Here is a 26,164-nt window from a genome sequence, read left to right as displayed (position 1 = left end):
GCATGTCGGTCAAGCCGCTGGTTGCCGGAAACTGGAAAATGAACGGCCTCAAGGCCTCTGTCGCCGAATTCGAGGCGATCGCCGCCGGCTATGATGCCGCCCTCAAGGCCAAGGCCGAACTTGCCATCTGCCCGCCCTTCACGCTCGTCGCTACCCTTGCCCAGAAAGGCCTGCTGCCGGTCGGCGGCCAGGACTGCCATGCCAAGGTTTCGGGCGCCCACACCGGCGACACCTCGGCCGAGATGCTGAAGGATGCCGGCGCCACCTACGTCATCGTCGGGCACTCCGAGCGCCGCACCGACCATGCCGAGACCGACGCCGTGGTGAAGGCCAAGACCGAAGCCGCCTGGCGCGCCGGTCTCGTTGCCATCGTCTGCGTCGGTGAGACGCATGCCGAGCGTACCGGCGGCAAGACGCTCGACGTCGTCGGCACCCAGGTCGCCGGCTCGCTGCCGGACGGCACGACGGCCGCCAACACCGTGATCGCCTACGAGCCGGTGTGGGCCATCGGCACCGGCCTGACGCCGACCGCCGCCGACGTCAAGGAAGTGCACAACTTCATCCGCAAGGAACTGGTCAAGCGCTTTGGCGCCGACGCCAATGGCATCCGCATCCTCTACGGTGGTTCGGTGAAGCCGTCGAACGCTGCCGAGCTGATGGCCGTCGAGGACGTCAACGGCGCGCTCGTCGGCGGCGCCTCGCTGAAGGCCAGCGATTTCCTTGGCATCGCTGCCGCTTATAAGTAATACTATCGGCTCCGGCGCGCTGCCTTTCGAGGGCGTGCCGGAGCTGACACTGCATGTACCGCCAGGAGGGCGGGCCGCCACCCCTCTCCAGCTCTTCCCGAGAATGGGAAGAGAGCTTGTCGAGACGACCGGCCTCTCGGGGCCGCGTGCCGGATCGATGGTCGGTCTCGCCGGAGCGCGAGCGGCGCCGTCTTCCTACCAGGAAGGCGAAGAGGGGTCATCTAGCGAATAAGGGGAAAGACCGATAAGAGGTCTTTCCGCCGGCCGCAGGCCACTCGCACAGGACCACGCCTCCATGACTTTCGACACCGTCCTTAGAAACGGAACTGTCGTCAACCACGACGGCATCGGCGAACGCGACGTCGGCCTGCGCGACGGCCGAATTGCGGAGATCGGCAGCCTCTCCCGGGCATCGGCCGGCGAGACGATCGATTGCACCGGCCTCACCATCCTGCCCGGCGTCGTCGATAGCCAGGTGCACTTCCGTGAACCCGGCGCCACACACAAGGAAGACCTCGAAACCGGTTCCCGCGCCGCCGTGATGGGCGGAGTGACCGCGGTCTTCGAGATGCCCAACACCAATCCGCTGACGACATCCGCCGAGCGCCTTGCCGACAAGGTGGCAGCCGGCACCCATCGCATGCACTGCGATTTCGCCTTCTGGGTGGGCGGCACGCATGGCAACGTGCGCGACATTCCCGAGCTCGAACGGCTGCCCGGCGCGGCCGGCATCAAGGTGTTCATGGGCTCCTCGACCGGCGATCTGCTGGTCGCCGACGACGAGGGCGTCGCCGCCATTCTCGGTGCCACGCGCCGCCGTGCCGCCTTCCACTCGGAAGACGAGATGCGGCTGAATGAGCGCAAACCACTGCGCATCGCCGGCGATCCGTCGAGCCATCCCGTATGGCGCGACGTTGAGGCGGCGCTGAAATCGACCCAGCGCCTCGTTCGCATCGCCCGCGACAAGGGCGCCCGCATCCACGTGCTGCATATCTCCACCGGCGACGAGATGGACTTCCTGAAAGACCACAAGGATGTCGCCACGGTTGAAGTCACGCCGCATCACCTGACGCTGACGGAGGCCGACCATCAACGGCTCGGAACGCTCGTGCAGATGAACCCGCCCGTCCGCTCGGCCGCCCACCGCGACCGGATCTGGCAGGGCCTGGCGCAAGGCATCGCCGACGTGCTCGGTTCCGATCATGCGCCGCATACCCTTGAGGAGAAGGCCAAGCCCTACCCCGACAGCCCCTCGGGTATGACCGGCGTCCAGACGCTGGTGCCGATCATGCTCGACCATGTCAACGCCGGCCGGCTGACGCTGCAGCGCCTTGTCGACCTAACCTCGGCCGGGCCGGCGCGCATTTTCGGCATGGCACGAAAGGGCCGCATCGCCGTCGGCTACGACGCCGACTTCACCATCGTCGACATGAAGCGACGTGAGACCATTCGCAACGAGTGGATCGCCTCCCGTTGCGGCTGGACGCCTTATGACGGCGTCGAGGTCACCGGCTGGCCTGTCGGCACCGTCGTGCGTGGCCGGAGGGTGATGTGGGAGGGCGACCTCGTGACGCCGTCAACCGGCGAGCCGGTGCGCTTCGTTGAAGCGCTGCCGCGGGGAGCCTGACATGACCCAGTCTCTCAGCCACCTCGACGAGAAGGGCGCCGCCCACATGGTCGACGTCAGCGACAAGGCGATCACTGCCCGTACCGCCATCGCCGGCGGCAAGGTGGTGATGAAGGCCGAAACGCTGGCGCTGATCGTCGATGGCCGGGCGCCGAAGGGCGACGTCATCGCCACCGCCCGCCTCGCCGGCATCATGGCCGCCAAGAAGACGTCGGAGCTGATCCCGCTCTGCCACCCGCTGCCGATCAGCAAGGCGGCCATCGACATCTCGCCAGACCCGACCCTGCCCGGCCTCGAGATCACCGCCATCGTCCGCTGCACCGGCAACACCGGCGTCGAGATGGAAGCGTTGACAGCCGTGTCCGTCGCCTGCCTCACCGTCTATGACATGGTGAAAGCCGTCGAGAAGGGCGTGCGCATCGAAGCCATCCGCCTTATCGAGAAGGATGGCGGCAAATCGGGCCGCTGGCTTGCGGACAAGTAGGACCGGAGAAGCATGATGGCGCTGATGCCCGTTGACGAAGCCCAGGCGGCGCTGCTGGCCGGCGTCACCGCCACGGAAACGGAATGGGTAGAGCTTGCCGAGGCCGGCGGGCGGACGCTGGCCGCCGATCTCGCCGCCTTGCGCACCCAACCACCGGTCGACGTTTCGACCATGGATGGCTACGCCCTCGGCAAGGATGTCGCTTCGGACGGCTGGTATAGCGTCGTTGGCGAAGCCGCCGCCGGCCATGCTTTCGGCCGATCGCTCGCCTCCGGCGAGGCAGTGCGCATCTTCACCGGCGCGCCGGTGCCCGAAGGCGCCGACCGGGTCGCCCTCCAGGAAGACGCCGAACGAGAGGACGACCGGGTCCGCTTCGCGACGCGCGCCCCCTCCGGCGCCTATATTCGCAAGCGCGGCGCCGACTTCATCGAGGGCGAGACCGGGCTTTTCGCCGGTACGCGGCTCGGCTTCGGTGCGCTGGGGCTCGCCGCCGCCATGAACCATGCCCGCCTGCCGGTGCGGCGGCGGCCGCGCGTGGCGCTGATCGCCTCGGGCGACGAGCTGGTGAAGCCGGGCACGAATGCCCTGTCCCATCAGATTGTCGCATCGTCGACGGTGGCGCTCGCAAGGCTGGTCGACGATGCCGGCGGCGAGGCGATCGACATGGGCATTGCGCCCGACGATCTTTCGGCGCTCCGGGACCGAATCCGCTCGGCGATGACCGGCGGCGCCAACGTCGTCGTGGTGATGGGCGGCGTCTCGGTCGGCGATCACGACCACACCCGCCCGGCCTTCGCCGCCGAGGGGATGGAACCCGGTTTCTGGAAAATCGCCATGCGTCCCGGCAAGCCGCTGATGCACGGGCGTCTCGGTCGCGTCCATGCTCTCGGCCTGCCCGGCAACCCGGTGTCGACGCTGGTCACCGGCCTGCTGTTTCTGGCGCCTCTCGTCAGGGCGATGCTCGGCCGCGACGATGTGCTGCCGGTGGCCGAAACCGCCATCGTCACGGCCCCGCTCCGCGCCAACGACATGCGCCGCGATTTCCTGCGCGCCCGTCTCTCGGTCGAGGCCGGCCGGCTCATCGTCACCCCCGTTGCCAACCAGGACTCCGCGCTGTTGTCGATGATCGCCGCCGCCAATGCGCTGATCGTGCGACGCGAGTTCGCGCCAGCGGCGGAAATCGGGGAAGCGGTCGACATCATCAGGATTTAGGTTTGTCCGGAAGTGATCCCGGGCGACATTCTTGCGCTTCCCCCCTCCCCCGCCTATGCTCACGCCGTCTCAAGGGGGTGTCCGGCATGCCGGACTGAGAGGAGCGATCCAACCCCACGAACCTGATCCGGATCATGCCGGCGGAGGGATTGAGGCGAGCGGCCCGGCCCGTCCGGCAGCCACACGTCTTCTTGTCCGCGGGCGATCTTCGCGCAAGGAGCCCGCGATGACCACCCTGACGCTTGCCGACGTTCACGCCCTTCATGAGAAGGTGCGCACCGAACGTCCACTGGTGCACAACATCACCAATTTCGTGGCGATGACCATCGCCGCCAACGTGCTGCTCGCCGCCGGCGCCTCGCCGGCGATGGTGCATTCCATGGACGAGGTCGAGGATTTCGGCCGTATCGCCCGCGCCCTGACGCTGAACATCGGCACGCTGTCGTCCGACTGGATCGCCGGCATGAAGCTGGCGGCTGCCGTCTACAAGGCGGCCGGCAAGCCCATCGTGTTCGACCCCGTCGCTGTCGGCGCGACCCGTCTTCGCAACACGGCGGCCGCAGACCTCGTCGCCATGGGGCCGACGGTGATCCGTGGCAACGCCTCGGAGATCATGGCGCTTTCCGGTGTTGCGGGCCTCGCCTCGAAGGGCGTCGACAGCTCGGCAAGTTCCAACGCCGCTCTCGACAGCGCCGTCGCGCTCGCCAAATCGAGCGGCGCGGTGGTTGCGGTGACCGGCGAGGTCGACTACGTCACCGACGGGACCCGTACGGTCGCCATCGAAGGCGGCCATGAGCTGATGCCACTCTCGACGGCGCTCGGCTGCTCCCTGACCGGTCTCGTCGGCGCCTTCGTCGCCGTCGCACCGGCCTTCGAAGGCACGGTGGCGGCGCTCGCCGTCTACGCGGCGGCCGGCGCCATTGCCGGCAAGCGGGTGAAGGGTCCAGGCTTCCTGCCGCAGGAGCTCTGCGACGCACTCTACGCGCTGGATCTTGAAGGCCTCAAGACCAACGCGGCGATACGCTCCATCTGAGATCAGGCCTCTTCGGTCGCAAGTTTCCGGGGCGCCGTAAGGGGCTCCGGCACCGGCCGCGTCGTCAGGTTCTCGCGGCCGGCCATCACGCCGCCCTGCACTTGCGCCAGCAGCCGCTCGGCGTCTAGCCGGCGGATGGTGGTGAGTGCCTCGGTCATCCGCTCCTCGCTGCAGCCAAGGGCCCGCAGTCCCTCGGCGCCCATGCGCAGCGCGGCGTCAAAGGTCTCGCGCACCTCCACATCGACGCCGGCGCGGATCAGCTCGATCGAGTGGACGCGGTCGTAGGCCCGCACCAGCAGCCGGGCCAGCGGGAAGTTCGCCTTGACCAGCTCGACGATGCGGTTGGCCGCCTTGCGGTCGTCGACGCAGACCATGATCACCTCCGCCTCGGCGGCGCCGGAATGCTCCAGCGCATCGAGCCGGGTGCCGTCGCCATAGAAGACACGGAAACCGAACCGGCCCGCCTCACGGATGCGGTCGGGGTCACTTTCGATCATCGAGACGTCGACGCCGCGCGACAGCAGCAGCTGCGCGGCGATCTGGCCGAACCGGCCAAAGCCGATCAGCAGCACCCTGCCGCGCAGATCGCGCGCCTCCTCGACGCCGTCGAGCGACTTCTCCTCCTCACGGCGGAAGTGACCGGCGACCACGAGCACCAGCGGCGTCAAGGCCATGGACAGGATGATCACCGTCGAGAACAGGGCGGCGTCTTCGGGCGCAATGACGCCACCGCTCGCCGCCGCCGTGTAGAGTACGAAGGCGAACTCGCCGCCCTGGGCAAACATCAGCGCCCGGCGGAAGGCGGAGCGATGGTTTGAGCGGAAAAGGCGCGCCACTGCGTAGATGCCGATCGCCTTCACGACGACGAAGGCGAGGAGCAGGCCGATGAGCAGCGGCCAGCGCTCGACGACGACGCGGACATCGAGCGACATGCCGACGGCGAGGAAGAACAGGCCCATCAACAGGCCCTTGAAGGGTTCGACGTCGGCCTCGACCTGATGACGATAGCTCGATCCCGACAGCATGACACCGGCTAGGAAGGTGCCCATGGCCATCGAGAGGCCGACCCGTTCCATCAGCAAGGCCGCGCCGAGAACGACCAGCAAAGCGCCGGCCGTCAGCACCTCGCGGGCGCGGGCGCGGGCCAGCAGGCCGAAGAAGGGATCGATCAGGAAGCGGCCGGCCAGGAGCAGCGCCGCCACCGCCGCAACGCCAAGGCCGATGCCGATCCATCCACTGTCGCCGTGGCTGATCGGCGACAGCCACGCCACGAGGGCGAGAAGCGGCACGATCGACAAGTCCTCGAACAACAGGATCGACACTGCCTTCTGCCCATCGGGACCGGCGAGTTCGCCCCGCTCCTGAAGCATGGACATGATCACGGCGGTCGACGACAGCACAAAGCCGGCGCCGGCGATGAAGGCGGGAATCGGCGGGAGGCCAAACAGGAGGATGGCGACCGCGGTCAGCAAGCCGATGCAGACGGCCACCTGGGCAAGGCCGAGGCCGAATATCTGGGTGCGCATCGCCCAGAGCTTCTGGGGCCTCAGTTCCAGACCGATCAGGAACAAGAACATGACGACGCCGAGCTCGGACACGTGCAGCATGGCGGCAGGATCGGAGAACAGGCCGAAGGCCGAGGGACCGACCAGGGCGCCGGCCGCGAAATAACCCAGCACCGAGCCAAGGCCGAGGCGGCGGAACAGCGGCACCGCCAGGACGCCGGCCGAGAGGAGCACCACCACCGGGCCGATCGTCGACCCGAGACCCGCCACTGCCATATCGCACCTCTCCTCAGTGTTTTTCCGAGTGTGGTCCGAAACGGCCCCGGCACGCAAGCGGCGTCAGGCTGAAGGTTTCCTCTTCACCCAGTCCACCGTTACGGCGAGAGTCGTGTAGGCTAGGCAAAGGGCAAGCTGGGTCAGGATCGTCGCTTCGACCGACTGGAGATCGGCGCCCATCTGGTTGACGCGCACCAGGGCCGGCACCGCCGTGGTCGAGGGGATGGCAAAGGCCAGGGCATGCAGCAGCCATGGCATCGCCTCAGCGGGCCAGGAGACGCCAGACAGGAAGAACAGCGGCATGCCCAGGACCACCAGAAAGAAGATCACGCCCTCCTTGGTGGGAATGAGCCGGGCTACGGCAATACCCATCGCCGTGACGGCGGCAAGAAAGGGCACGACCACCGCATACATGACGGCGACGTCGCCGATGCGCGGCAGGCGATAGACCCAGGGAAGCAGGACCAGCACGACGCCGGCCCACAGGCTGTAGAGCCCGACATAGACAAGAGCGTCGGCAAAGGTCGACAGCCCGCCGGCCGAGCGACGGCCGGCCTTGAGGTTGCCGATGCCCATCAACAGCGTCTGCTGCAGGATCAGCACGAAGACGGCCGGCAGGACGAAACTCGCATAGCCACCGGTCGGGTTGAACAGAGGCACGGTGGTAACGCGCAACGGCTCGACGACCGCGAGAGCCTGGGCCATGTCGACGCCGGACGCCGTCAGCCGCCCGACTTGCACCTCGGCCCCGAGGCTACGCGCCGCGTTGGACAGCGCCGACGACATCACCGAGTTCAGCAGGAAATAGCCGCCGTCGGAAAAAGCGGCGATCGGCGCGGCACGACCGGCGAGCAGGTCGCGCTCGAACTGCGGCGGCACGATAACGATGCCATGGACTTCGCGCTTCAGAAACAGCAAGCGGGCCGAGGACATATCGGGCGCGTAACGGGCGACGGCCACCGCGTCGGCGGCGTCGATGCGGCGGATCAGTTCGCGGCTCAGCGTCGAGCCGTCCTGATCGACGATGGCCAAGGGCATGTCGCGCACCACCTCGTTTAGGTAGGGCTGCGGAAAGAACACCGAGAAGAACAGCGTCGCGCCCAGCATTGTCGAGCGGGCGCCCTTGTCGGTCCAGATGGCCAGGAGGGCCGCGACGATCTCACGGAAGACGGCGGCGATCATTGGCCAGCCTCCGTGGCCGTGACCTGGCTTGGCCGGCCATGGCGCCAAAGGAGCAGCAGCGTCACCCCGCCATAGACGAGGGCCAGCGCCGCCAGCCAGAGGAAAGCCGGCACGGAAATATCAAGCGGGGCACCGCGCAGGATGTTGTCGGTGCGCAGTTCAAGGTAATGCGTCACCGGCAGCAGATCGGCCCAGACGTCCGAAAAGCCGTTCATGGAGAGGCGCGGAAAGGTAAGGCCGGTGAAGCCGAAGGCCGGGCCGGTGATGACGCCGACCGCGGCGAGCGCCGACACCGTGTCGCGAGCGACAAGCGCCGCCGCGGCGCCGAGCATCTGAGAGGCCAGCACGAAGACGACACCGTAGGCGAGGTGAAACGGCAGGCTGCCGCCGAAGCGAGCCCCCATCGGGCCGAACAGCAGTGCATCGGCGCCCCAGAGCACCAGAAGATAGGCGAGCGTATACGGCGCCAGCTTGCCGACCGCCGTTCTCACAAGGGTTCCTCCGAGCCGGAGCGACTTGCCGAGGCCGGCGATACCCTGCCGGTCGCGGGAGAAGGACAGCGCGGCGCTGGCGCCGATGAAGATCTGAAGCACCGTCGGCATCACCGCCGCCAGCAGGAACTGGACATATTCGAGGCTGGGGTTGAACAGGGCGCTCTGGCGGATCGGCACGGGGTTGACCGCCTGAGTGGCGCTTTCCACGTCGGCGCCGCGGGCGACGCGCGCCTCGACCGAGATGCCGGCCGCCACCGTGCCGAGGGCGCCGCCGACCGAGCGGGCGACGAGGCTGCCGGGCGTCATGTACTGGTTGTTGTAGAAGAGCACCACTTCAGGCCGGCGGCCGGCCAGCACGTCACGCTCGGTGCGGGGCGGGATCAGCACCACGGCATAGGCTTCCCCCGAGAGAAGACGTTGCCGTCCCTCGCTCAGAGTCGCCTCCTCAAAGGCGACAGCCACTTCCGGCGTCGCATCGACAATGCGCACCATCTGCCGCGACAGGGTCGAGCGATCCTGATCGATAATCGCAATGGGCAGGTTGCGCGGCAGGCCAAGCTGGAACACCGCCGCCAGCAGCACGAACAGCAGCAGCGGGAACGGCGCAAGCATGAACATCAGTCCCGGCCGCGCGCCGATCTGCCGCAACTCGGCGAGGAGAACCCGCCGGAAGCCGGCCGCAGGATGGGCCCGTCGCGCCATCGCTCAGCGATCCATCAGCCGAGGCCCGGACCAATCGATCAGCCCGCTCATGCCGGGACGCAGCCCCTCGACCGGCCCGGCGGGACGCGCCCGCACCTCGAAAGTGCGAAGGTCGAAGTCGCCGGTCGCCTTGGTGGCGCGCCAGTTGGCGTAGGAGCCCTGCGCGTTGATGACGGTGACATGCGTCTCGATCTCGCGACCACCCAATGCCGGCACACGCACTTTCAGCGCGTCGCCCACCGCAAGGCCATGCAGGAGATCCTCGCGCACATTGAAGGTGAACCAGGCGTTGTCGACGTCGACGATGGAGATCAGCGGCGTGCCGGCGCCGAACAGCTCGCCGATTTCGGCGGTACGCGCCGTCACCTCGCCGGCCATCGGTACCTTCACGGTGAGTTCGGCAAGGTCGGTCTCGATCTGGGCGACGGCGGCGGCGGCCTGCTCGACCTGCGCCACCGCCACCGCCTTCTGCTCGGGACTGTTTCCCTTGATGGCGAGCTGCAGGTTGGCCTCGGTGGCGGCGCGGGCCTTCAGCGCCGCGTTGAGCTTGTTGGATGCCTCGTCGAGCACCTGTTCGGAAGCAAAGGAACGCTCCTGCAACTGACTGACCCGATCATAGGTCTTCTGCGCCAGGAGCACGTCGGCTTCGGCCTTCTCCCGTTCGGCCCGGCGGGCGTCGATCATCTCCTGCCGCGTCGAGAAGGCGAGGTCGCGGTTGGAGTTGGCGACGGCGAGCGCCGCCTTCGAGGTATCGAGCCCGGCCCTGAGAGCCGGGCTGTCGAGCTCGATCACCAAGTCGCCGGCGGCAACCCGGTCGCCGATATCTACCGGCGTCCTGACGACGCGGCCGGCGACGCGGGCGGCGAGATCGACGCGTGTTGCCTCCACCTCGCCTTGCAGCATCAGCGGCTCGGGATGATCGACCGCCCAGACGACGGAAAGCCCAAGGCCGGCAGCGGCCAAACCGGCAATTACGAGGGGACGCCAAGCAGACACGGATCTCATCCTTTTGGGCCGCAGCCACATCCGTGCCGGATTTGGCTTGCGAAAATTTGGAAAATCATTGTTTTCTTTATTTCCGGACGCCACCCTGTGTCAAGGAAGAGGAACACAGTCATGGTCGACAGCAATCAGGTCCCTACGCGCGGCCCCGGCCGACCGCCGCTCCGAAGCGAGGATGAGACGCGCGCCCTGATCATCGCGGCGGCGGCGCGCGCCTTCCTGGAGACGGGCTACATCCGCACCGGCATCGACACCATAGCCCGCGACGCCGGCGTATCGACACGGACGCTCTACCGGCTGTTCGCCGCCAAGGAGGACCTGCTCAAGCAGGCAATGGAAGCGCGGATCGACGCGGCGTTCGGCAGCCTTGACGCGGCGCGAGGAACCAAGGCCGATCCGCGCGCCAGCCTTGAGGCGTTGCTTTCCGGCTACACCGATCTGGCTCTGTCGGACGAGGCGGTGCGCCTTACCCGCCTCATCGCAGCCGAGGGGCAGCAGGTGCCGGCGCTGGCGGAAAGCTATCGGCAGGCGACGGCCCGCATCACCGGAGCCTTCGAGGCCTGGGTGCGCGAGCATCAGAGAAACGGCTTTCTGCGACCCGGCAACACCGAGACGGCGGCGAATCTCCTGCGCGGCACCGTCAACGAGGCACAGCGCCAGATCCTGCTCGGCCTCAGGGACGCATTCGCTCCGGCCGAGCGGCGGGATTGGGTGAAGACGTCGGTCGCCCTGTTCCTGGACGGCTTCGCCGCCTGATCGTCGTCAGTCGAGAAAGAACACCTCGCGGAGGTCCGAAGATCTCGGACTGTTGTCCGGGTTGGACGGCATGATGTCGGCCATGTATTTCCACCACTTCTGGCAGACAACCGTCGAGGCGACGGCATTCCAGCGTTCCTCGGATTCAATCTCGACAGTTGCAAACAGCATCGACGTCTTCGGATCGAGATAGATGGCGTAGTTGTGAGCCCCGTGCGCCTTGAGCACGGTTGCCAGCTCCGGCCAGATCTCGTCATGGCGCCGCTTGTATTCGGCGTGGGCGTCCGGATTGACCCACATGACGAAGGCTTTTCTGATCACGGTGTTTCCTCCCTGCCGACGCGGCATCGCGCCTTGACCGGATCATATTCAATCTCATCCGGTCGATTCCAGTGTGCACTTTACGCAAATCCGATCACTTTCAATCCCACAACGACCATTTGACCAGTAGGGTGTGGTTTCCAACTGCTCCCTAGAACTTTTGTCGATACGCAATCCTACGCCAAGATCTGAGGGATCTCCCGAATATTTCCATGTTTTCAATAGAGAAATGGTGAACCATGCCGTCGACTCAAGTGAGATGGCCGAAACCCATAGCCATGATCACACTTGATCGTTTATGACGAAATATGATTGTTATCTCGCAGCGGAGCCAATGGGAGGAAACCGCCGGTCATGTCCGAACAATCGCCGATCACCAAAGCCTATGAACTGGCCCGCGAGCACTTTGCCCGCGACGGCATCGACACCGAGGCGGTTCTCGCCAAGCTCGATGCCGTTCCCGTGTCGATGCACTGCTGGCAGGGCGACGACGTCAAGGGCTTCGAGAATCCCGATGGCGAGCTCACCGGCGGCATCCAGGTGTCCGGCAACTATCCCGGCCGCGCCCGTAATGCCGATCAGCTGCGCGCCGACCTCGACAAGGCGATGTCGTTGATCCCCGGCGCCAAGCGGCTCAACCTGCATGCTCTCTACCTCGAAGCCGATCGCAAGGTGGAACGCGATGCCATCGAGCCCAGGCACTTCCAGCGCTGGGTCGACTGGGCGAAGGAGCGCGGCCTCGGCCTCGACTTCAACCCGTCGTGCTTCTCGCACCCTAAAAGCGCCGACAATCGCACGCTCAGCCATCCCGATGCCGGCATCCGCCAGTTCTGGATCGACCATTGCAAGGCCAGCCGCAAGGTGTCCGAGCATTTCGGCCGGTCTCTCGGCAAGGCGTCGGTGATGAACATCTGGATTCCCGATGGCTCGAAAGACTATCCGTTCGACCGCTACGGGCCGCGCGAAACGCTGAAGGACGCCCTCGATGAGGTGATCGCGGAGAAGATCTCCACGGCATTCCACTACGACGCCGTCGAAAGCAAGCTGTTCGGCATCGGCGCAGAAGCGTACACGGTCGGCTCCAACGAGTTCTACATGGGCTACGCGGCGACGCGCGGCACCATGCTCTGCCTCGACGCCGGCCATTTCCACCCGACCGAGGTGGTGTCCGACAAGCTGTCGGCCGTCTTCCAGTTTGTCGACCGCGTGCTGCTGCACGTGTCGCGTCCCATGCGCTGGGACAGCGACCACGTCGTGCTGTTCGACGACGAGCTGCAGGCCATCGCCAACGAGCTGGTGCGCGGCAAGATGCTCGACCGCACGGCCATCGGCCTCGACTATTTCGACGCGTCGATCAACCGCATCGCCGCCTGGGTGATCGGCATGCGCAACATGCGCAAGGCGCTCATGAAGGCCATGCTGGAGCCGGCGGCCAAGCTCAAGGCCGCCGAAGCGTCCGGCGATTATGCGCTGCGCATGGCGCTGTTCGAGGAACACAAGACGAGCCCTTGGGGCGCCGTCTGGGATCACTATTGCGAAAGCCGGAACGTGCCGGTCGGCGCCGCCTGGTTCGACATTGTCAAGGCTTACGAGCGCGACGTGCTCGCCAAGCGGGAGTCCTGAGCCACTATGACTGCGAATATGATCGATTCCTGGTTCGTCAAGGCGATGGTGAAGGCCACGACGGACTGCTGGGACAAGGGCTGGGACGAGCGCAACGGCGGCAACATCAGCCTGCGCCTGACCGACGACGACCTCGCGCCCTATCTCGCCGGTATCCGCGAGCCGCGCCGGCTGCCGATGACGGAGCCGCTGCCGGCCATCGCCGGCCAGAGCTACATCGTCACCGGCACCGGCAAGTTCTTCCGCAACGTCCAGCTCGACCCGGAGAACAATCTCGGCGTGGTGCGCGTCGGTGCCGACGGCAGCTTCCTGGAAGTGCTGTGGGGCTATCGCGACGGCGGCGGGCCGACCTCGGAATTCTCCAGCCATTTCAAGGGGCATATCGCCCGGCAGAATGCCACCAATGGCAGCGATCGCGTGGTGCTGCACTGCCACGCCACCAACCTGATCGCGCTGACTTATGTGCTCCAATGGAACGACGCCAACGTGACGCGCGCCCTCTGGGAAGGTTCCACCGAGTGCCTGGTGGTGTTCCCCGACGGCGTCGGCACCATGCCCTGGCTGGTGCCCGGCACCGACCAGATGGGCGATGCCACCGCCCGGCTGCTCGCGAAAAGGCCGCTGGTGCTCTGGCCGTTCCATGGCGTGTTCGGCGTCGGTCCGACGCTCGATGACGCCTTCGGCCTGATCGACACTGCCGAGAAGGCGGCCGAGATCCTGGTCAAGGTGCTGTCGATGGGCGGACCGCGCCAGACCATGTCGACGCAGGATCTGATCGACCTTGCCGCCCGCTTCAAGGTGGTGCCGCAGCCGGAGGCCATGGCTCTCGACGGCTGGAGGCTCGCCGACTGATCTCCCGTGCGCCGGCGCTTGCCCCAGCGGCGCCGGCGCGCCATCGTCCCAGCCCCAACCTCGGAGCCGAGACAACCATGCATGAACGCGAACGCCATCGCATCATCCTTTCCGCCGTCCAGGAACGTCCGATCCTGACGGTGCAGGATATCGTCGAGCTGACCGACGCCTCCGAGGCGACGATCCGCCGCGATATCAGCGCGCTGGCGCTCCAGAACCGCCTGAAAAAAGTGCGCGGTGGTGCCGAGGCGCTGCACCCGCCGCAGATTGGCGTTCTCGCCGCCCGGTCGTTCCGGGCCGACGAAACGGTCAACTCGGCGCAGAAGCGCGCCATTGCCCGCGAGGCGGTGAAGCTTTGCCACGACGGCGAAGCGATCACCATCAACGGCGGCACCACCACCTTCCCGATGGTGCATTTCCTCGCGCAGATGCGCCTGCAGGTGATGACCAACTCGTTCCCGATCGCCGAGCATCTGATCAAGCATTCCAAATGCACGGTGATGCTGCCGGCCGGCGCGGTCTATCGCGAGCAGAACATCATCCTGTCGCCCTTCGATAGCGATGGCACCGGCCATTTCTACGCCCGCCGCTTCTTCATGGGCGCCCGCGGCGTGTCGCCGCTCGGCATCATGGAATCGGACTCGCTGATCATTCAGTCCGAGCAGCGGCTGATGCGCCAGGCCGACGAACTCGTCGTTCTGGTCGACAGTTCCAAGTTCAAGACACGGTCCAGCCTGATCCTCTGCCCGCTCGAACGGGTGAGCACGATCATCACGGACGACGGCATCGACGAGCGCGACCGGCGGATGGTGGAAGCCGCCGGCATCGGGCTGATCGTCGCGTCCACGGACCGAAAAGAAGACACCCAGCAATCCCCGACCGTCGCCTGATTGAGGAAAGAGGCGGCGGTCGACGGAAGGTCGAAACGGGAGGAGACCCAGATGACCCTGTTCAAGAAACTGATCGTTACCACGGCCGCCGCCATTGCCCTGATGGCCGGTCCGGCCAATGCCGAAGCCGTCAAGATCGCTCTGGTCGTTAAGACGCTCGGCAACGGCTTCTTCGACGCCGCCCACAAGGGCGCCCAGGAAGCAGCCAAGGAACTCGGCGACGTCGAGATCATCTATACCGGTCCAACCACCTCGACCGCCGAGGCACAGATCGACGTCATCAACTCGCTGATCGCCCAGAAGGTCGACGCCATCGCCATCTCGGCCAATGACAAGGACGCCCTGGTGCCGGCCCTCAAGAAGGCCATGCAGCGCGGCATCACCGTCATCTCCTGGGACTCGGGCGTGGCGCCGGAAGGCCGCCTGATGCACCTCAACCCGTCGTCCAACCCGCTGATCGGCAACATGTGCGTCAAGCTGGCCTCCGACGGTCTCGGTTCTGAAAAGGGCGACGTCGCCATCCTCTCGGCCGCCTCGACGGCAACCAATCAGAACATCTGGATCGAGGAGATGAAGAAGGTCCTGCCGAACTACGCCAACGTGAACCTCGTCGACACGGTCTACGGCGACGACCTCGCCGACAAGTCTTATCGCGAGACGCAGGGCCTGATCGCCAAGTATCCCAACCTCAAGGCGATCATCGCCCCGACGTCGGTCGGCATCGTCGCCGCCGCCCAGGCCGTTGAAGACGCCGGCCTCGTCGGCAAGGTCAACGTCACCGGTCTCGGACTGCCGTCGGAGATGGCCGGTCACGTCAAGGCTGGCTCGTCCAAGGCCTTCGCCATCTGGAATCCGATCGACCTCGGCTATTCGGCGACCTACATCGCCTATGAGCTGAAGGCCGGCAAGGCCGAAGCCAAGCCGGACGCCGAGATCTCCATCGGCCGCATGGGCAAGATCAAGCTCGACGCCAACAACGAGGCAGCGATGGCCGACCCGTTCGTCTACGACGCCGGCAACGTCGACGAGTTCGCCAAGATCTTCTGATCTGACAACAGTGTTCCGGGCCCGTTCTGTTCGGGTCCGGAACCGGCATCCGAACAGACACCTCTTCCTGTCCCTCCCCCACAAGGCGGAGGGGACGCCGGTCGCCGCCGAACGGGACTCCCTCCATCGGCCTCCGTCGTCCACCCCGATGCGCTTCCCTCCGGCGCAGTCGGCGGATCGTGCAGGGTCCCCTTCCCTTGTGGGGGAGGGACAGGAAGAGGGTCCGCCCGCGGCCCAGTCCTAGCCCCGCCTCGGGGCCCAAGCCTCCAGCAGCAAAGCGCCTGACAACGTCATGCTTCCAACGGACACATCCACGACCGAGCCCATCCTGAAGATGACGGGCATCTCCAAGACCTTTCCGGGCGTCAAGGCGCTGTCCGACGTGGCGCTGGAACTTCGCCCCGGCCATGTCACGGCCCTTATTGGCGAGAACGGCGCCGGCAAATCAACGCTGGTCAAGATCCTGACCGGCATCTACCAGCCGGACGGCGGCAACATCGAGATCGACGGCAAGACGGTGGAGCTTCCGACCGCCGAGGCGGCGCAGGAGCTCGGCATCACCGCCATCCATCAGGAAACGGTGCTGTTCGACGAGTTGACAGTGGCCGAGAACATCTACATCGGCCATCAGCCGCGCAACCGCTACGGCCTGATCGACTGGGCGGCGATGCATGCCCGCGCTGCCGCCATCCTGCACGGCATCGACGCGCCGATCTCGACGCGAACGCGCCTCAAGGATCTCTCCATCGCCCAGCGCCATCTGGTGGCGATTGCCCGCGCCCTCTCCATCGACGCCCGCATCGTCATCATGGACGAGCCGACGGCCGCGCTTTCCTACAAGGAAGTCGAGGAGCTTTTCGGCATCATCGACAGGTTGAAGAAGGCCGGCAAGGCCATCCTGTTCATTAGCCACAAGTTCGAGGAAGTCTGGCAGATCTGCGACTATTTCGCCGTGTTCCGCGACGGTCGCCAGGTCGGCGCCGGCCGACTCGACGAGGTGTCGCACAACGATCTCGTCAAGCTGATGGTCGGCCGCGACGTGACACAGGCCTTCCCCAAGCTGCCGGCCGAGATCGGCGACGTGGTGCTGAAGGTCGATGGCTATTGCCACCCGACCGAGTTCGATCAGGTGTCGCTGGAGCTCAGGCGTGGCGAGATCCTCGGACTCTATGGTCTTGTCGGCGCCGGGCGCTCGGAGGTCTGCCAGGCGCTGTTCGGCGTAACCCGTCCGTCGGCCGGAACAGTCACGCTGTCAGGTAGACCGATCGCCGTGCGCTCGCCGTCCGACGCCATCGACGCCGGCATCGTTTACGTGCCGGAAGAGCGCGGCCGCCACGGTGCCATCACGGCCATGTCGATCGTCTCCAACATCTCGCTGCCGTCATTGAAGGTCACCAGCCGCCGCAACTTCCTGCGCATGGCCGAGGAGTTCGACCTCGCCCGCAAGTATGCCGAGCGTCTCGACCTCAGGGCGGCGTCGCTCAGTCAGCCGGTTGGCACGCTGTCGGGTGGCAACCAGCAGAAGGTGGTGATCGGAAAGTGGCTCGCCACGCTACCGAAGGTGATCATCCTCGACGAGCCGACCAAGGGCATCGACATCGGCTCCAAGGCCGCCGTGCACGCCTTCATGAGCCAGCTCGCCGTCGAGGGTCTCGCCGTGATCATGGTGTCGAGCGAGATCCCGGAGATCCTCGGCATGAGCGACCGCGTCATTGTCATGCGCGAAGGGCGGATGGCCGGTGTGTTCGAGCGCGAGGGCCTGACGCCGGAAACGTTGGTACGCGCCGCCACCGGCAACAAGGAGGCCGCCGCGTGACCTGTCGCTCTGTTCGTCCCGCCATTCCCGCCCCGGAGCTTTTCCGATGAACACCATCCGCAGCCTACTTGCGCGGCGCGAAGCGCTCCTGGTGCTGGCCTGTCTCCTGCTGCTCGCCGCCATCACGGCCCGCTTCCCCGCCTTCTCGACGCCGAAGAACCTTGCCGGTGTCTTCAACGACACCTCGATCCTGATCATGATGGCGCTCGGCCAGTCGGCGGTGATCCTGACCAAGTCGATCGACCTGTCGGTGGCGGCCAACGTGGCGTTGACCGGCATGACGGTGGCCATGCTCAATCATCTGATGCCCGGCCTGCCGGTCGTGGTCCTGATCCTGATCGCCTTGGGCATGGGCATGCTGCTCGGCGCCATCAACGGCTTCCTGGTCTGGTGGCTGGACATCCCGGCCATCGTGGTGACGCTCGGCACCATGACCATCTTCCGCGGCCTTGCCTTCGTCGAATCCGGCGGCGCCTGGGTCAACGCCCATGAGATGTCGCCAGCCTTCCTGGAGCTGCCGCGCACGCTGATCCTCGGCCTGCCCGTGCTCTCCTGGGCCGGCCTCCTCGCCATCCTGCTGGCCGCCGTTCTGTTCACCCGCACCGGCCTTGGTCGCGCCTTCTATGCCACCGGCGGCAACGCGGTCGCCGCCGTCTACACCGGCATCGACATCGGCAAGACGCGCTTCCTCGCCTTCGTGCTGTCGGGCACGGTCGCCGGTCTCTGCGGCTATCTCTGGGTGTCGCGCTATGCCGTCGCCTATGTCGACGTGGCCTCCGGCTTCGAGCTCGACACCATCGCCGCCTGCGTCATCGGCGGCGTTTCGACCATCGGCGGCGTCGGCACGGTCGGCGGCGTCGTGCTGGGGGCACTGTTCCTCGGCATCATCAAGAATGCGTTGCCGGTGATCGGCATCTCGCCCTTCTGGCAGATGGCGATCTCGGGCGCGATCATCATCACCGCCGTGGTCATCAATGCCCGCGGCGAGCGCGTCAAGGGCCGGGTCATCCTGCGCCGCAAGGAGCTTCCGCTATGAGCGACCAATCCGCCGCCCTCACGCCGCGCCACATTCCCGACCGCCTCGACAGCCCGTTCAAGCGGGCCCTGAAGAGCTGGGAGACGCTTCTCATGACCGTGGCGATCGCCATCGCCATCGCCAACTCGTTGGCCTCGCCCTATTTCCTCGATCCGTGGAATCTGTCGGACGCGACCTTCAACTTCACCGAAAAGGCCATCCTGGCGCTGGCGATGACCTTCGTGATCATCACCGGCGAGATCGACCTCTCGGTGGCTTCGATCATCGCGCTGGCCTCGACGGCCATGGGTGCCGCCGCCGAAGCAGGCGCCGGCACGCCGGTACTGTTCCTCACAGGTCTCGGCGTGGGACTTGGCTGCGGCCTGTTCAATGGCGTCCTGGTGGCCAAGCTCGGCCTGCCGGCCATCGTCGCCACCATCGGCACCATGAGCCTTTATCGCGGCATCGCCTACGTCGTGCTCGGCGATCAGGTCTACAAGAATTACCCGGCCGACTTTGCCGTGTTCGGCCAGGGCTATGCCTTCTGGATCTTCTCGATAGAGTTCGTCACCTTCCTGGGGCTGGCAGTGGTCGCCGGCATCGTGCTGCACAAGACGATCTTCGGCCGCCAGGTCTACGCCGTCGGCAACAACGCGCTGGCGGCCAGCTTCTCGGGCGTCAAGGTCAGGCGCATCAAGTTCATCGTCTTCCTGATGACCGGCGTCGCCGCCGGCCTTGCCTCGGTGATGCTGACATCGCGGCTCGGTTCGACCCGCCCGTCGATCGCCGTCGGCTGGGAACTCGACGCGGTGACCATGGCCGTGCTCGGCGGCGTCGGCATCAACGGCGGTACCGGCAACATCCTCGGCGTTGTGATCGCCGCCTTTGTGATGGGGCTCGTCACCTTCGGCCTTGGCCTTTTGAACGTGCCCGGCATCGTCATGAGCATCTTCATGGGCCTGATGCTGATCCTGGTCATCGCCTTGCCGCTCGTCGTGCAGCGCATCAACAACCGCCGCCGCGCCACGCGCTGAAGCGCGTCGAAGACAGGGGAAGAAGATGAAGCCGACGACGCCGAGGTTCATCGCGGTTCTCGACGTGGGCAAGACCAACGTCAAGCTGGTGGTCCACGACCTCGATACCGGCGACGATGTGTTCGTCCGCACGCGACCGAATGCCGTCGTCGATGCGTCACCCTACCCCCACTATGACGTCGAAGGCATGTGGACCTTCTTTCTCGATACGCTGAAGGAGGCGACGGCTGACCAGCGGATCGACGCCCTTTCCTTCACCACGCACGGCGCCACGTTTACGCTGCTGGCCGGCGACCGATTGGCGCTGCCGATCCTTGATTACGAGTTCCACGGGCCTGACGTCCTCGATGACGCCTATGCGAAGGCTCGTCCTGCCTTTGCCGAGAGTTTCACCCCGCGCCTGCCCGGCGGCCTCAACGCCGGAGCGCAGATTTTCTGGCAGGCAAGAACCTTTCCCGAGAGCTTCGCGAAGGTGACAGCCATCGTCCCCTACCCACAATACTGGGCTTTCCGATTTACCGGCGTGCTGGCAAGCGAGCGAACCTCGCTTGGGGTGCATACCGACCTGTGGGCGCCTGAGAAGCGCGACTATTCCTCCCTCGCCAGGTCGGAAGGCTGGAACAGGCTGTTCGCTCCCCTCTGCTCCGCATTCGACCGGCTCGGCACGGTAACGGCGGACATCGCCGCCCGAACCGGCCTTTCGCCGGATACACCGGTCTTTTGCGGCATCCACGATTCTAACGCATCGCTGCTGCCGCATCTTCTCAGCCGCAAACCACCGTTCACCGTGCTCTCGACCGGCACCTGGGTGATCATCTTCGCCGTCGGCGGCAATGCCTCCTCCCTCGACGCCCGGCGTGACGGTCTCTGCAATGTCGACGCTTTCGGCAATCCAGTTCCGTCGGCGCGCTTCATGGGCGGTCGGGAGTTCGATCTATTGACGGAAGGTCGCGCCCAAAAACCCAGCGCGGACGACGTGCGCGCCGTGCTGGACCAAGGCGTCATGGTGCACCCGACGTTCGTTCCCGGCTGCGGCCCCTTTCCGGACGGCAAGGGTCGATGGAGCACCGATCCAGCCTCGCTCGCCGCTGGCATGCGCACCGCCGCCGTCAGCCTCTATTTGGCGATGGTGGCGCGGTCAGCCATGGCCGTTGCCGGCGCGGCCGGGCCCATCATCCTTGAAGGACCGTTCGGCCGCGACAGGCTGTTCGCCGAAGCCTTGCAGTCGCTCACCCAGCAGCCGGTGCTGGTGGCCGCCGGCGCCACCGGCACCTCGACCGGCGCGGCCATGCTGACACTCGGCCGGGATGGTCGCCCCGACCTGCCGGCTGATCGACCGGTCGCCGGTATCTACGATCTCTCTGACCTCGAGAGCTATGCGGACCGCTGGGCGAGCTGAAGCTGCGGCCCGATCCGCCCCCTTACCCCATAGGCAAAACCAGCCTCGGAGATGTCGAGCGCCGTCACCTCGCCATCGAGCACGACGGGCAGCACGGTACGCAGCAGACGCTGGCCGAAGTCGCTGATCTCGACGGCTTCGGTGCCGAACATGCGCCATTCCAGACGGAAGCCGCCGTCGGGCAGCATGGCCCATGATATCGATACGCGATCCGGCGGCTGTTTCGCTGCCGCCATCACCAGTTCGTGGGCGCCCAGCATCACGTTCTGCGCGACATCGGGACCGAGCAGGACGCGCGGACCGTCGAGGTCGACGCGGATGGTCGAGGTCCCCCCCACATCGGCCCAGGCGCGCGTCACGACCTCGTCGAGCAGAATGCCGCGCCAACCGTTCTGTACCAGAAGTTCGTGGGCTGCAGAGAGCGCCAGCAAGCGGCCGCCAAAGGGAGCAAGAAAGCCAGCCGCCTCGGGGCACCCCTCGGCGCTTTGCCGTGCGATGCCCTGCACCACCGCCAGAAGATTTTTCGAGCGGTGGGTGAGTTCACGCAGGATGTCGCGCATCTCCCGCTCATGTTCCTTGTATCGGGAAACATCTATGGCCGCCGTCAGCACGCCGGTGACGCTGCCGTTGACGATCACCGGTTCAATGAAGCCCTCGAACCACCGCTGCCGCCCTCCCAATGTGAAGGAAATCTCGAAACGTTCCGGCGCGCCGCCGGCCAGAACGCGCCTGACGATGGCGATGAGCTCGGCGGCCTCAACCGGCGGCAGAAGATCCGCCGGCTGGCGTCCAAGAACGTCGGCCTGGGTCAGTGGACGGGGCGGGTTGTAGACCCAGGTGAAAACGAGTCTGGCATCGAGTTCCAGAATGGAGATGTCCGAGCCATCGAGCGCCATCTCGAACCGATGCTGGACGGTTTCCAGCTCGGCGGTCCGCCCGGCCACGCGGCTTTCGAGATCGCGGTTGAGGTCGCTCAACTGATCGATCAGCCGTCTGTTCGCTGCCTGTCCTTCCATGAGCAAGGCATTGGCCTCGTTGGCCTCCTGGCGCGTCGGCTGCCCCACGAGCCTCGGGATCATCGGCCATATGGCGATTCCGACGACGAAGGCGACGATGGCGGTCACCGCTTCCAGCAGGAGCAGGATGCCGCCGGCGGTTGCTCCAGGCAACAGCCGGCTGATGGCGCCCACGGCAATCGCCAGCACAAAAATGCACAGCAAGGCGGATGTTCCCATCAGCCCGCCGGCGCGGTAGCGCATGCGAAACAGATAAGTCACGAGACCCGCCGACACGGAGGCGCAGGCGGCAACGGTCATGACTCTCGCCAGCGTCCTGAGTGTATCGAGGTCATCGGGCTGCACCTTGCCCTCCGCGTCAGACGAACGACGATCGGAAGCTCACCTGTGACCGACCAACGTCACGCACTGTCCTTCAGTCGCAGCGAGGCGACCTTGTCGAAGAACAAGGCTTGGGAGATCACTGCCTTTACCATCTCCTCGCGGAACGGTTTGGCGATCAGGAAGGTCGGCTCGGGTCGCTCGCCCGTCAGCAGCGATTCCGGATAGGCCGTGATGAAGATCACCGGCACCTCGAAGCTGGTGAGAATGTCGTTGACGGCATCGAGCCCCGACGAGCCGTCGGCCAGGCGAATATCGGCGAGGATGAGCCCCGGGCGCTCGCGACGGGCCATGGCAACCGCTTCGTCCCGCGTGCGTGCGTTGCCGACCACGGTATGACCCAATCCCTCGACAAGTCCTTCGAGATCCATGGCGATCAGCGGCTCGTCCTCGATGACGAGAACGCGCGAGGCGACCTGCTCGCCGATCTGCCGCGCCGCTTCCGACAACAGGGCGGAGAATGCCTCCGGTCCAACGTCGAGAATGCGCGAGGCGTCAAATGGAGAAAACCCTTCCATGGCGGTCAGGAGGAAAGCCTGCCGAGGCAGCGGCGTGATGGCATCCAGGCGACGGTCGGCGGCCGGGCGTTCGCTCAGCTCGTCCACCTTGATGTAGTTCATCGGATTGGCGTTCCAGACCGATGAGAACAGCTTGTAGACGCCAAGACGCGGATCGAGAGACTGATCGAAACCCTCCGGGTCGGCAATCAGTTGTTCCAGCATCGCCACGACGTGACTGTCGCCACTCGCCTGACTGCCACTCAATGCCCGCGCATAGCGACGGAGAAGGGGAAGCTGCGGGGCGATCAGGGCCGTTATAGACATGAGAAGCCTTTCCAACGCTTGGACGGATAATCAATTACAGAAAGCTATCCTGCGTAAAAACGTCGGAGGGGATAACCGGTTCCCCGTCTAGCGGATATTTTTGTAACAGGATCGGAACCGGAGCCTGTCATCCGCGTTCAGCACAAGATGCGAATATGCAGTCTTCGCCGTGAGATCGTCGATAGGACTGTTGTCTTGGAGTCGTCCTGAAAGAGCTGCCATGTCAGACAAAAAAGAAACGTCGGAGCGCCCCGCCCTAGAACCGCCGATTCAGGCCCACCTCGGTGATCAGCTCAAGAAGCTTTATGGCTCGATCCTGTCCGAACCCATTCCCGAGAAGTTGACCCTGCTGCTCGACCAGCTCGAGAAAGCCGAACGAAAGGAGCGAGAGGGCCTGTCGGAACGCGCCGACGGGAGTGGCGATCAATGACAGCACTCGCGGCCTTCAAGTCCGCACTCCTGGCGGAGCTTCCGTCGTTGCGTGCCTTCGCCATTTCCCTCTCCGGCAGCCACGATCACGCCGACGACCTCGTGCAGGAGACGGTGATGAAGGCATGGGGCGCCCATGCCAGCTTCATTCCAGGCACCAGTCTCAGGGCCTGGCTGTTCACCATCATGCGCAACACCTATTTCAGCCAGTATCGCAAGGCGCGGCGCGAGGTTCAGGACAGCGACGGCGAGGCGGCGGCTCGGCTGGTCTCGGCGCCGGCGCAGGACGGCCACCTCGACCTTGCCGACTTTCGCGCGGCCCTGGAAAAGCTTCCGGACGATCAGCGCGAAGCGCTCATCCTGGTGGGGGCCTCGGGCTTCTCCTGCGAGGAAGCGGCCGAGATCTGTGGCTGTGCCGTCGGCACAATCAAGAGCCGCGTCAACCGCGCACGCCAGAAGCTGATGCAGCTCATGGCGATCCAGAGTGCCGCCGATCTCTGATCTCGTTCCGACAAGATGGAAAGACCGGTGCGTTCCGCCGGTCTTTCCATGACATGTCAGGACGGCAGCGGTGCTCGCGTCTCGGCCTTGAGCTCGCTGCGGATGGTGCGGGCGATCAGCAGCAGCGGCACGGCCAGAATGGCGCCGATGGCGCCCCACATCCACGTCCAGAAGATGATCGCCACGAAAACGAGGAAGGGGTTGATCTCGAAGCGACGCCCCAGCACCGCCGGAACGACGGCGTTCTCGCAGATGAGGTGGACCACCATAAACGCGCCGACCGGCCAGAGGGCGGACAACACGTCGCGGTCGAGCAGCAGGCCACCGGACGCGATGGCCATCGAAACGATGGCCGGTCCCAGAAACGGCACAAAACTCATGGCAAAAGCGAACAGCCCCCAGAGGATGGGCGCCGGCAGCCCGGCCGTGAGGGCGATCAGGCCGGTAGCAATGCCAACACTGGCGTAAATGATGGTAGTGGTTCCGAAGTAGCGGGTCAGTGACGCTTCCGTGGCGTTGAAGATGCGAATGGCGGCGAGGCGCTCTTCCCGGCCGACGAAGGCAAGGATCGACTGCCGCCGGAGCTGAGCCCGCCCAGCCACATAGAACACCAGGGTGGCGAGAAAGATCAGGAACTCGCCGAAGGCCGGGGTCAGACCGCCGAGGAAGCCGGCGACGAGCCCCAGATCCAGCGATCCCAGCATCTTCTCCAGACTGGCCATTTCCCCATTGGGGCCGGTGCTGCCGCCGGTGAGCCGCGCCTGCAGTGTGGTGAACGGCTCGAGAACATCGCTCAGGGCGCCCGCAAGGCGCGGCAACACCTGCGGCAGACGCTCGATCAACGTCGAGATCGGTTCGGCAATGACCTCGATCAGCAGGAACATGCCTGCGCCCAGTATGGCGGTCAGCGCCAGTCCCGCCACCATGGGCGAAATGCCGATGCGCTGGCCGCGATCACCGGCATGCGCCACGACGCTACCGACGATGATCGCCGCGACCATGGGCACCACCAGCGAGGCTGCGGCGTGCAGGGCAACCAGAAGGGCCAGCACGAACAGCCCGATGATCGACAGCTCGGCCAGCGCCCGGCGTGTCTGCAGCCAGCCGGAATCTTCCTCACCTACCCCGTCCTCAGGCAGTTGCCGGTCAGGGACCGTCCGGCGAGCGATGTCTTTCAAGGAGGTACTCCGTCGACTGGGCGCCGCGTCCCGAACGAACGCGGCGCAGTATTCCTCACAATGCGCCAATGAGAGTCCGGTTCCTCGCATTCGCACCGAAGGCAAGGCCAAACTTGGGAACCCTCGGCAGCATTGGACGTTGTCTCCCCGGATGCCCGATCGGAGCAGGCTGGCCACGCCTCGGCCTCCCGCGCTCTCGAGCCTTTGACAAGAAAGGACAAAGCCAATGCTAACTCCTGACCCCTCGGCCCCGAAGACCGGTCCCGGCGCGGCCGACAAGATCAAGAAGGAGGCTGGCCCGCCGATCTCGTCGGCCAAGGCAGCCATTTCCGATACGGCAGACGAAGTCCGCGAGGACCTCGGCATGTCCGAACCTTCCGGCGCCAAGATCGTCGCTGAAAATGCCCGGAAAATTAAGCAGGACCTCGGCGCCGCCGGCAGCGACCTGGCAGGCAAGGCGGGTGACGTGGCGGTAGCGGCGCAGGAGGCGCTTTCCCAAATGAAACGCATCATGGACGAGTTCGCGGCCAAGACCGGGACCAAGGCCTCGGAAGCGGTGGAAACCGTCAAGGCGACCGGTGCCGACACCGCCGATCATCTCGGCGCGGCCCTGAGCGGCGCAAGTTCGCTCGGCAAAGAAGGCATCGATGGGATTGCCGAAGCGGCGGCGAAGCGGCCGGTAACGGCCATGGCCATCGCTCTGGGCGTCGGCCTGCTGCTCGGCCTCGCCTCGCGCGGTGGTTCGCGGGCATGATACTCGCGCGTCTTCTCGGCATCGATATGCCTCGGCTGAAGCGGCGTGGCGGCTTTGCCGCCGCC

At 65.7% G+C, this 26,164-nt stretch carries 25 protein-coding genes and 1 riboswitch; of the genes, 17 read left to right on the top strand and 8 right to left on the bottom strand.

Annotation, left to right across the window (positions count from 1 at the left end; genetic code table 11):
* The first annotated feature begins 2 nt into the window (after nucleotides 1-2).
* From tpiA to thiM, 5 genes are all read left to right on the top strand, one after another.
* Nucleotides 3-746: a triose-phosphate isomerase gene (tpiA, locus tag CXZ10_RS11640; protein ID WP_101289442.1), complete on the top strand. Its 744-nt coding sequence runs from the start codon at nucleotides 3-5 to the stop codon at nucleotides 744-746.
* A gap of 295 nt (nucleotides 747-1,041) precedes the next feature.
* Nucleotides 1,042-2,373: a dihydroorotase gene (locus CXZ10_RS11635; RefSeq protein ID WP_101289439.1), complete on the top strand. Its 1,332-nt coding sequence runs from the start codon at nucleotides 1,042-1,044 to the stop codon at nucleotides 2,371-2,373.
* Nucleotide 2,374: 1 nt separating this feature from the next.
* On the top strand, nucleotides 2,375-2,857 hold the full coding sequence (gene moaC / locus CXZ10_RS11630) for a cyclic pyranopterin monophosphate synthase MoaC (RefSeq protein ID WP_101289436.1): 483 nt from the start codon (nucleotides 2,375-2,377) through the stop codon (nucleotides 2,855-2,857).
* Nucleotides 2,858-2,881: 24 nt separating this feature from the next.
* Nucleotides 2,882-4,069, top strand: coding sequence for a molybdopterin molybdotransferase MoeA (locus tag CXZ10_RS11625; RefSeq protein WP_342212716.1), 1,188 nt, complete (start codon nucleotides 2,882-2,884; stop codon nucleotides 4,067-4,069).
* Between the two features lie 63 nt (nucleotides 4,070-4,132).
* Nucleotides 4,133-4,235: riboswitch (TPP riboswitch) on the top strand.
* Between the two features lie 60 nt (nucleotides 4,236-4,295).
* Nucleotides 4,296-5,102 (top strand): hydroxyethylthiazole kinase, encoded by an 807-nt coding sequence (gene thiM, locus CXZ10_RS11620; RefSeq protein ID WP_101289432.1) that lies wholly within the window; start codon nucleotides 4,296-4,298, stop codon nucleotides 5,100-5,102.
* A gap of 2 nt (nucleotides 5,103-5,104) precedes the next feature.
* Here the strand turns inward: thiM and CXZ10_RS11615 are convergent, their stop codons facing one another.
* The 4 genes from CXZ10_RS11615 to CXZ10_RS11600 all read right to left on the bottom strand — a co-directional run bounded on the left by CXZ10_RS11615 (nucleotide 5,105) and on the right by CXZ10_RS11600 (nucleotide 10,257).
* Nucleotides 5,105-6,883 carry a monovalent cation:proton antiporter-2 (CPA2) family protein gene (locus tag CXZ10_RS11615; protein ID WP_101289429.1) on the bottom strand — a complete coding sequence of 593 codons (1,779 nt, stop codon included), beginning with the start codon at nucleotides 6,881-6,883 and terminating at the stop codon, nucleotides 5,105-5,107.
* A gap of 63 nt (nucleotides 6,884-6,946) precedes the next feature.
* On the bottom strand, nucleotides 6,947-8,065 hold the full coding sequence (locus CXZ10_RS11610) for an ABC transporter permease (protein WP_244617142.1): 1,119 nt from the start codon (nucleotides 8,063-8,065) through the stop codon (nucleotides 6,947-6,949).
* The gene (locus CXZ10_RS11605; protein WP_101289427.1) at nucleotides 8,062-9,261 is read right to left on the bottom strand and encodes an ABC transporter permease; all 1,200 of its coding nucleotides are present in this window, start codon (nucleotides 9,259-9,261) and stop codon (nucleotides 8,062-8,064) included. The genes CXZ10_RS11610 and CXZ10_RS11605 overlap by 4 nt, the downstream gene beginning before the upstream one ends.
* Nucleotides 9,262-9,264: 3 nt before the next feature.
* The gene (locus tag CXZ10_RS11600; protein WP_244617141.1) at nucleotides 9,265-10,257 is read right to left on the bottom strand and encodes an HlyD family secretion protein; all 993 of its coding nucleotides are present in this window, start codon (nucleotides 10,255-10,257) and stop codon (nucleotides 9,265-9,267) included.
* A 120-nt stretch (nucleotides 10,258-10,377) separates the two neighbouring features.
* Between CXZ10_RS11600 and CXZ10_RS11595 the strand changes: the two genes are divergently transcribed.
* Nucleotides 10,378-11,019, top strand: a complete 642-nt coding sequence (locus CXZ10_RS11595; protein ID WP_180335963.1) for a TetR/AcrR family transcriptional regulator — start codon at nucleotides 10,378-10,380, stop codon at nucleotides 11,017-11,019.
* Nucleotides 11,020-11,025: 6 nt separating this feature from the next.
* Here the strand turns inward: CXZ10_RS11595 and rhaM are convergent, their stop codons facing one another.
* Nucleotides 11,026-11,340 carry an L-rhamnose mutarotase gene (rhaM, locus tag CXZ10_RS11590; RefSeq protein WP_101289421.1) on the bottom strand — a complete coding sequence of 105 codons (315 nt, stop codon included), beginning with the start codon at nucleotides 11,338-11,340 and terminating at the stop codon, nucleotides 11,026-11,028.
* Between the two features lie 354 nt (nucleotides 11,341-11,694).
* Here rhaM and CXZ10_RS11585 point away from each other — a divergent pair, with 354 nt between their 5' ends.
* The 8 genes from CXZ10_RS11585 (at nucleotide 11,695) to CXZ10_RS11550 (ending at nucleotide 21,016) form a co-directional block, all read left to right on the top strand.
* Nucleotides 11,695-12,963, top strand: coding sequence for an L-rhamnose isomerase (locus CXZ10_RS11585; protein WP_101289419.1), 1,269 nt, complete (start codon nucleotides 11,695-11,697; stop codon nucleotides 12,961-12,963).
* 6 nt (nucleotides 12,964-12,969) lie between these two features.
* A complete protein-coding gene (rhaD, locus tag CXZ10_RS11580) occupies nucleotides 12,970-13,815 on the top strand; it encodes a rhamnulose-1-phosphate aldolase (RefSeq protein WP_101289417.1) in 846 nt (281 codons plus the stop codon).
* 77 nt (nucleotides 13,816-13,892) lie between these two features.
* Nucleotides 13,893-14,705 carry a DeoR/GlpR family DNA-binding transcription regulator gene (locus CXZ10_RS11575; protein ID WP_101289416.1) on the top strand — a complete coding sequence of 271 codons (813 nt, stop codon included), beginning with the start codon at nucleotides 13,893-13,895 and terminating at the stop codon, nucleotides 14,703-14,705.
* 51 nt (nucleotides 14,706-14,756) lie between these two features.
* Nucleotides 14,757-15,752: a rhamnose ABC transporter substrate-binding protein gene (gene rhaS, locus CXZ10_RS11570; protein WP_101289414.1), complete on the top strand. Its 996-nt coding sequence runs from the start codon at nucleotides 14,757-14,759 to the stop codon at nucleotides 15,750-15,752.
* 292 nt (nucleotides 15,753-16,044) lie between these two features.
* A complete protein-coding gene (locus CXZ10_RS11565; RefSeq protein ID WP_101289412.1) occupies nucleotides 16,045-17,568 on the top strand; it encodes a sugar ABC transporter ATP-binding protein in 1,524 nt (507 codons plus the stop codon).
* A gap of 55 nt (nucleotides 17,569-17,623) precedes the next feature.
* Complete coding sequence (locus CXZ10_RS11560; RefSeq protein WP_101289785.1) at nucleotides 17,624-18,604, top strand: ABC transporter permease; 981 nt, start codon at nucleotides 17,624-17,626, stop codon at nucleotides 18,602-18,604.
* Complete coding sequence (locus CXZ10_RS11555) at nucleotides 18,601-19,617, top strand: ABC transporter permease (protein ID WP_101289410.1); 1,017 nt, start codon at nucleotides 18,601-18,603, stop codon at nucleotides 19,615-19,617. The genes CXZ10_RS11560 and CXZ10_RS11555 overlap by 4 nt, the downstream gene beginning before the upstream one ends.
* 25 nt (nucleotides 19,618-19,642) lie before the next feature.
* Nucleotides 19,643-21,016 (top strand): FGGY-family carbohydrate kinase, encoded by a 1,374-nt coding sequence (locus CXZ10_RS11550; RefSeq protein ID WP_101289408.1) that lies wholly within the window; start codon nucleotides 19,643-19,645, stop codon nucleotides 21,014-21,016.
* Here the strand turns inward: CXZ10_RS11550 and CXZ10_RS11545 are convergent.
* Entirely contained in the window at nucleotides 20,992-22,377 is a 1,386-nt protein-coding gene (locus CXZ10_RS11545) for a sensor histidine kinase (RefSeq protein WP_143741521.1), read from the bottom strand. The two genes, CXZ10_RS11550 and CXZ10_RS11545, sit on opposite strands and share 25 nt — an antisense overlap.
* A 56-nt stretch (nucleotides 22,378-22,433) precedes the next feature.
* A complete protein-coding gene (locus CXZ10_RS11540; RefSeq protein WP_101289403.1) occupies nucleotides 22,434-23,237 on the bottom strand; it encodes a response regulator in 804 nt (267 codons plus the stop codon).
* Between the two features lie 220 nt (nucleotides 23,238-23,457).
* Between CXZ10_RS11540 and CXZ10_RS11535 the strand changes: the two genes are divergently transcribed.
* Both CXZ10_RS11535 and CXZ10_RS11530 read left to right on the top strand, forming a co-directional pair.
* Complete coding sequence (locus CXZ10_RS11535; protein ID WP_101289401.1) at nucleotides 23,458-23,667, top strand: NepR family anti-sigma factor; 210 nt, start codon at nucleotides 23,458-23,460, stop codon at nucleotides 23,665-23,667.
* On the top strand, nucleotides 23,664-24,167 hold the full coding sequence (locus CXZ10_RS11530) for a sigma-70 family RNA polymerase sigma factor (protein ID WP_101289400.1): 504 nt from the start codon (nucleotides 23,664-23,666) through the stop codon (nucleotides 24,165-24,167). The genes CXZ10_RS11535 and CXZ10_RS11530 overlap by 4 nt, the downstream gene beginning before the upstream one ends.
* 56 nt (nucleotides 24,168-24,223) lie before the next feature.
* On the opposite strand, the gene CXZ10_RS11525 is transcribed toward CXZ10_RS11530, so the two are convergent.
* A complete protein-coding gene (locus CXZ10_RS11525) occupies nucleotides 24,224-25,345 on the bottom strand; it encodes an AI-2E family transporter (RefSeq protein WP_180335962.1) in 1,122 nt (373 codons plus the stop codon).
* A gap of 226 nt (nucleotides 25,346-25,571) precedes the next feature.
* Between CXZ10_RS11525 and CXZ10_RS21550 the strand changes: the two genes are divergently transcribed.
* Nucleotides 25,572-26,099, top strand: coding sequence for a hypothetical protein (locus CXZ10_RS21550; RefSeq protein ID WP_180335961.1), 528 nt, complete (start codon nucleotides 25,572-25,574; stop codon nucleotides 26,097-26,099).
* Nucleotides 26,100-26,164 lie beyond the last annotated feature (65 nt).

It is taken from the genome of Pleomorphomonas diazotrophica, assembly GCF_002844595.1.
GTDB lineage: Bacteria > Pseudomonadota > Alphaproteobacteria > Rhizobiales > Pleomorphomonadaceae > Pleomorphomonas > Pleomorphomonas diazotrophica.
Note: the sequence above shows the minus strand (reverse complement) of the source record. Positions and strands in the feature narration are given on the sequence as shown.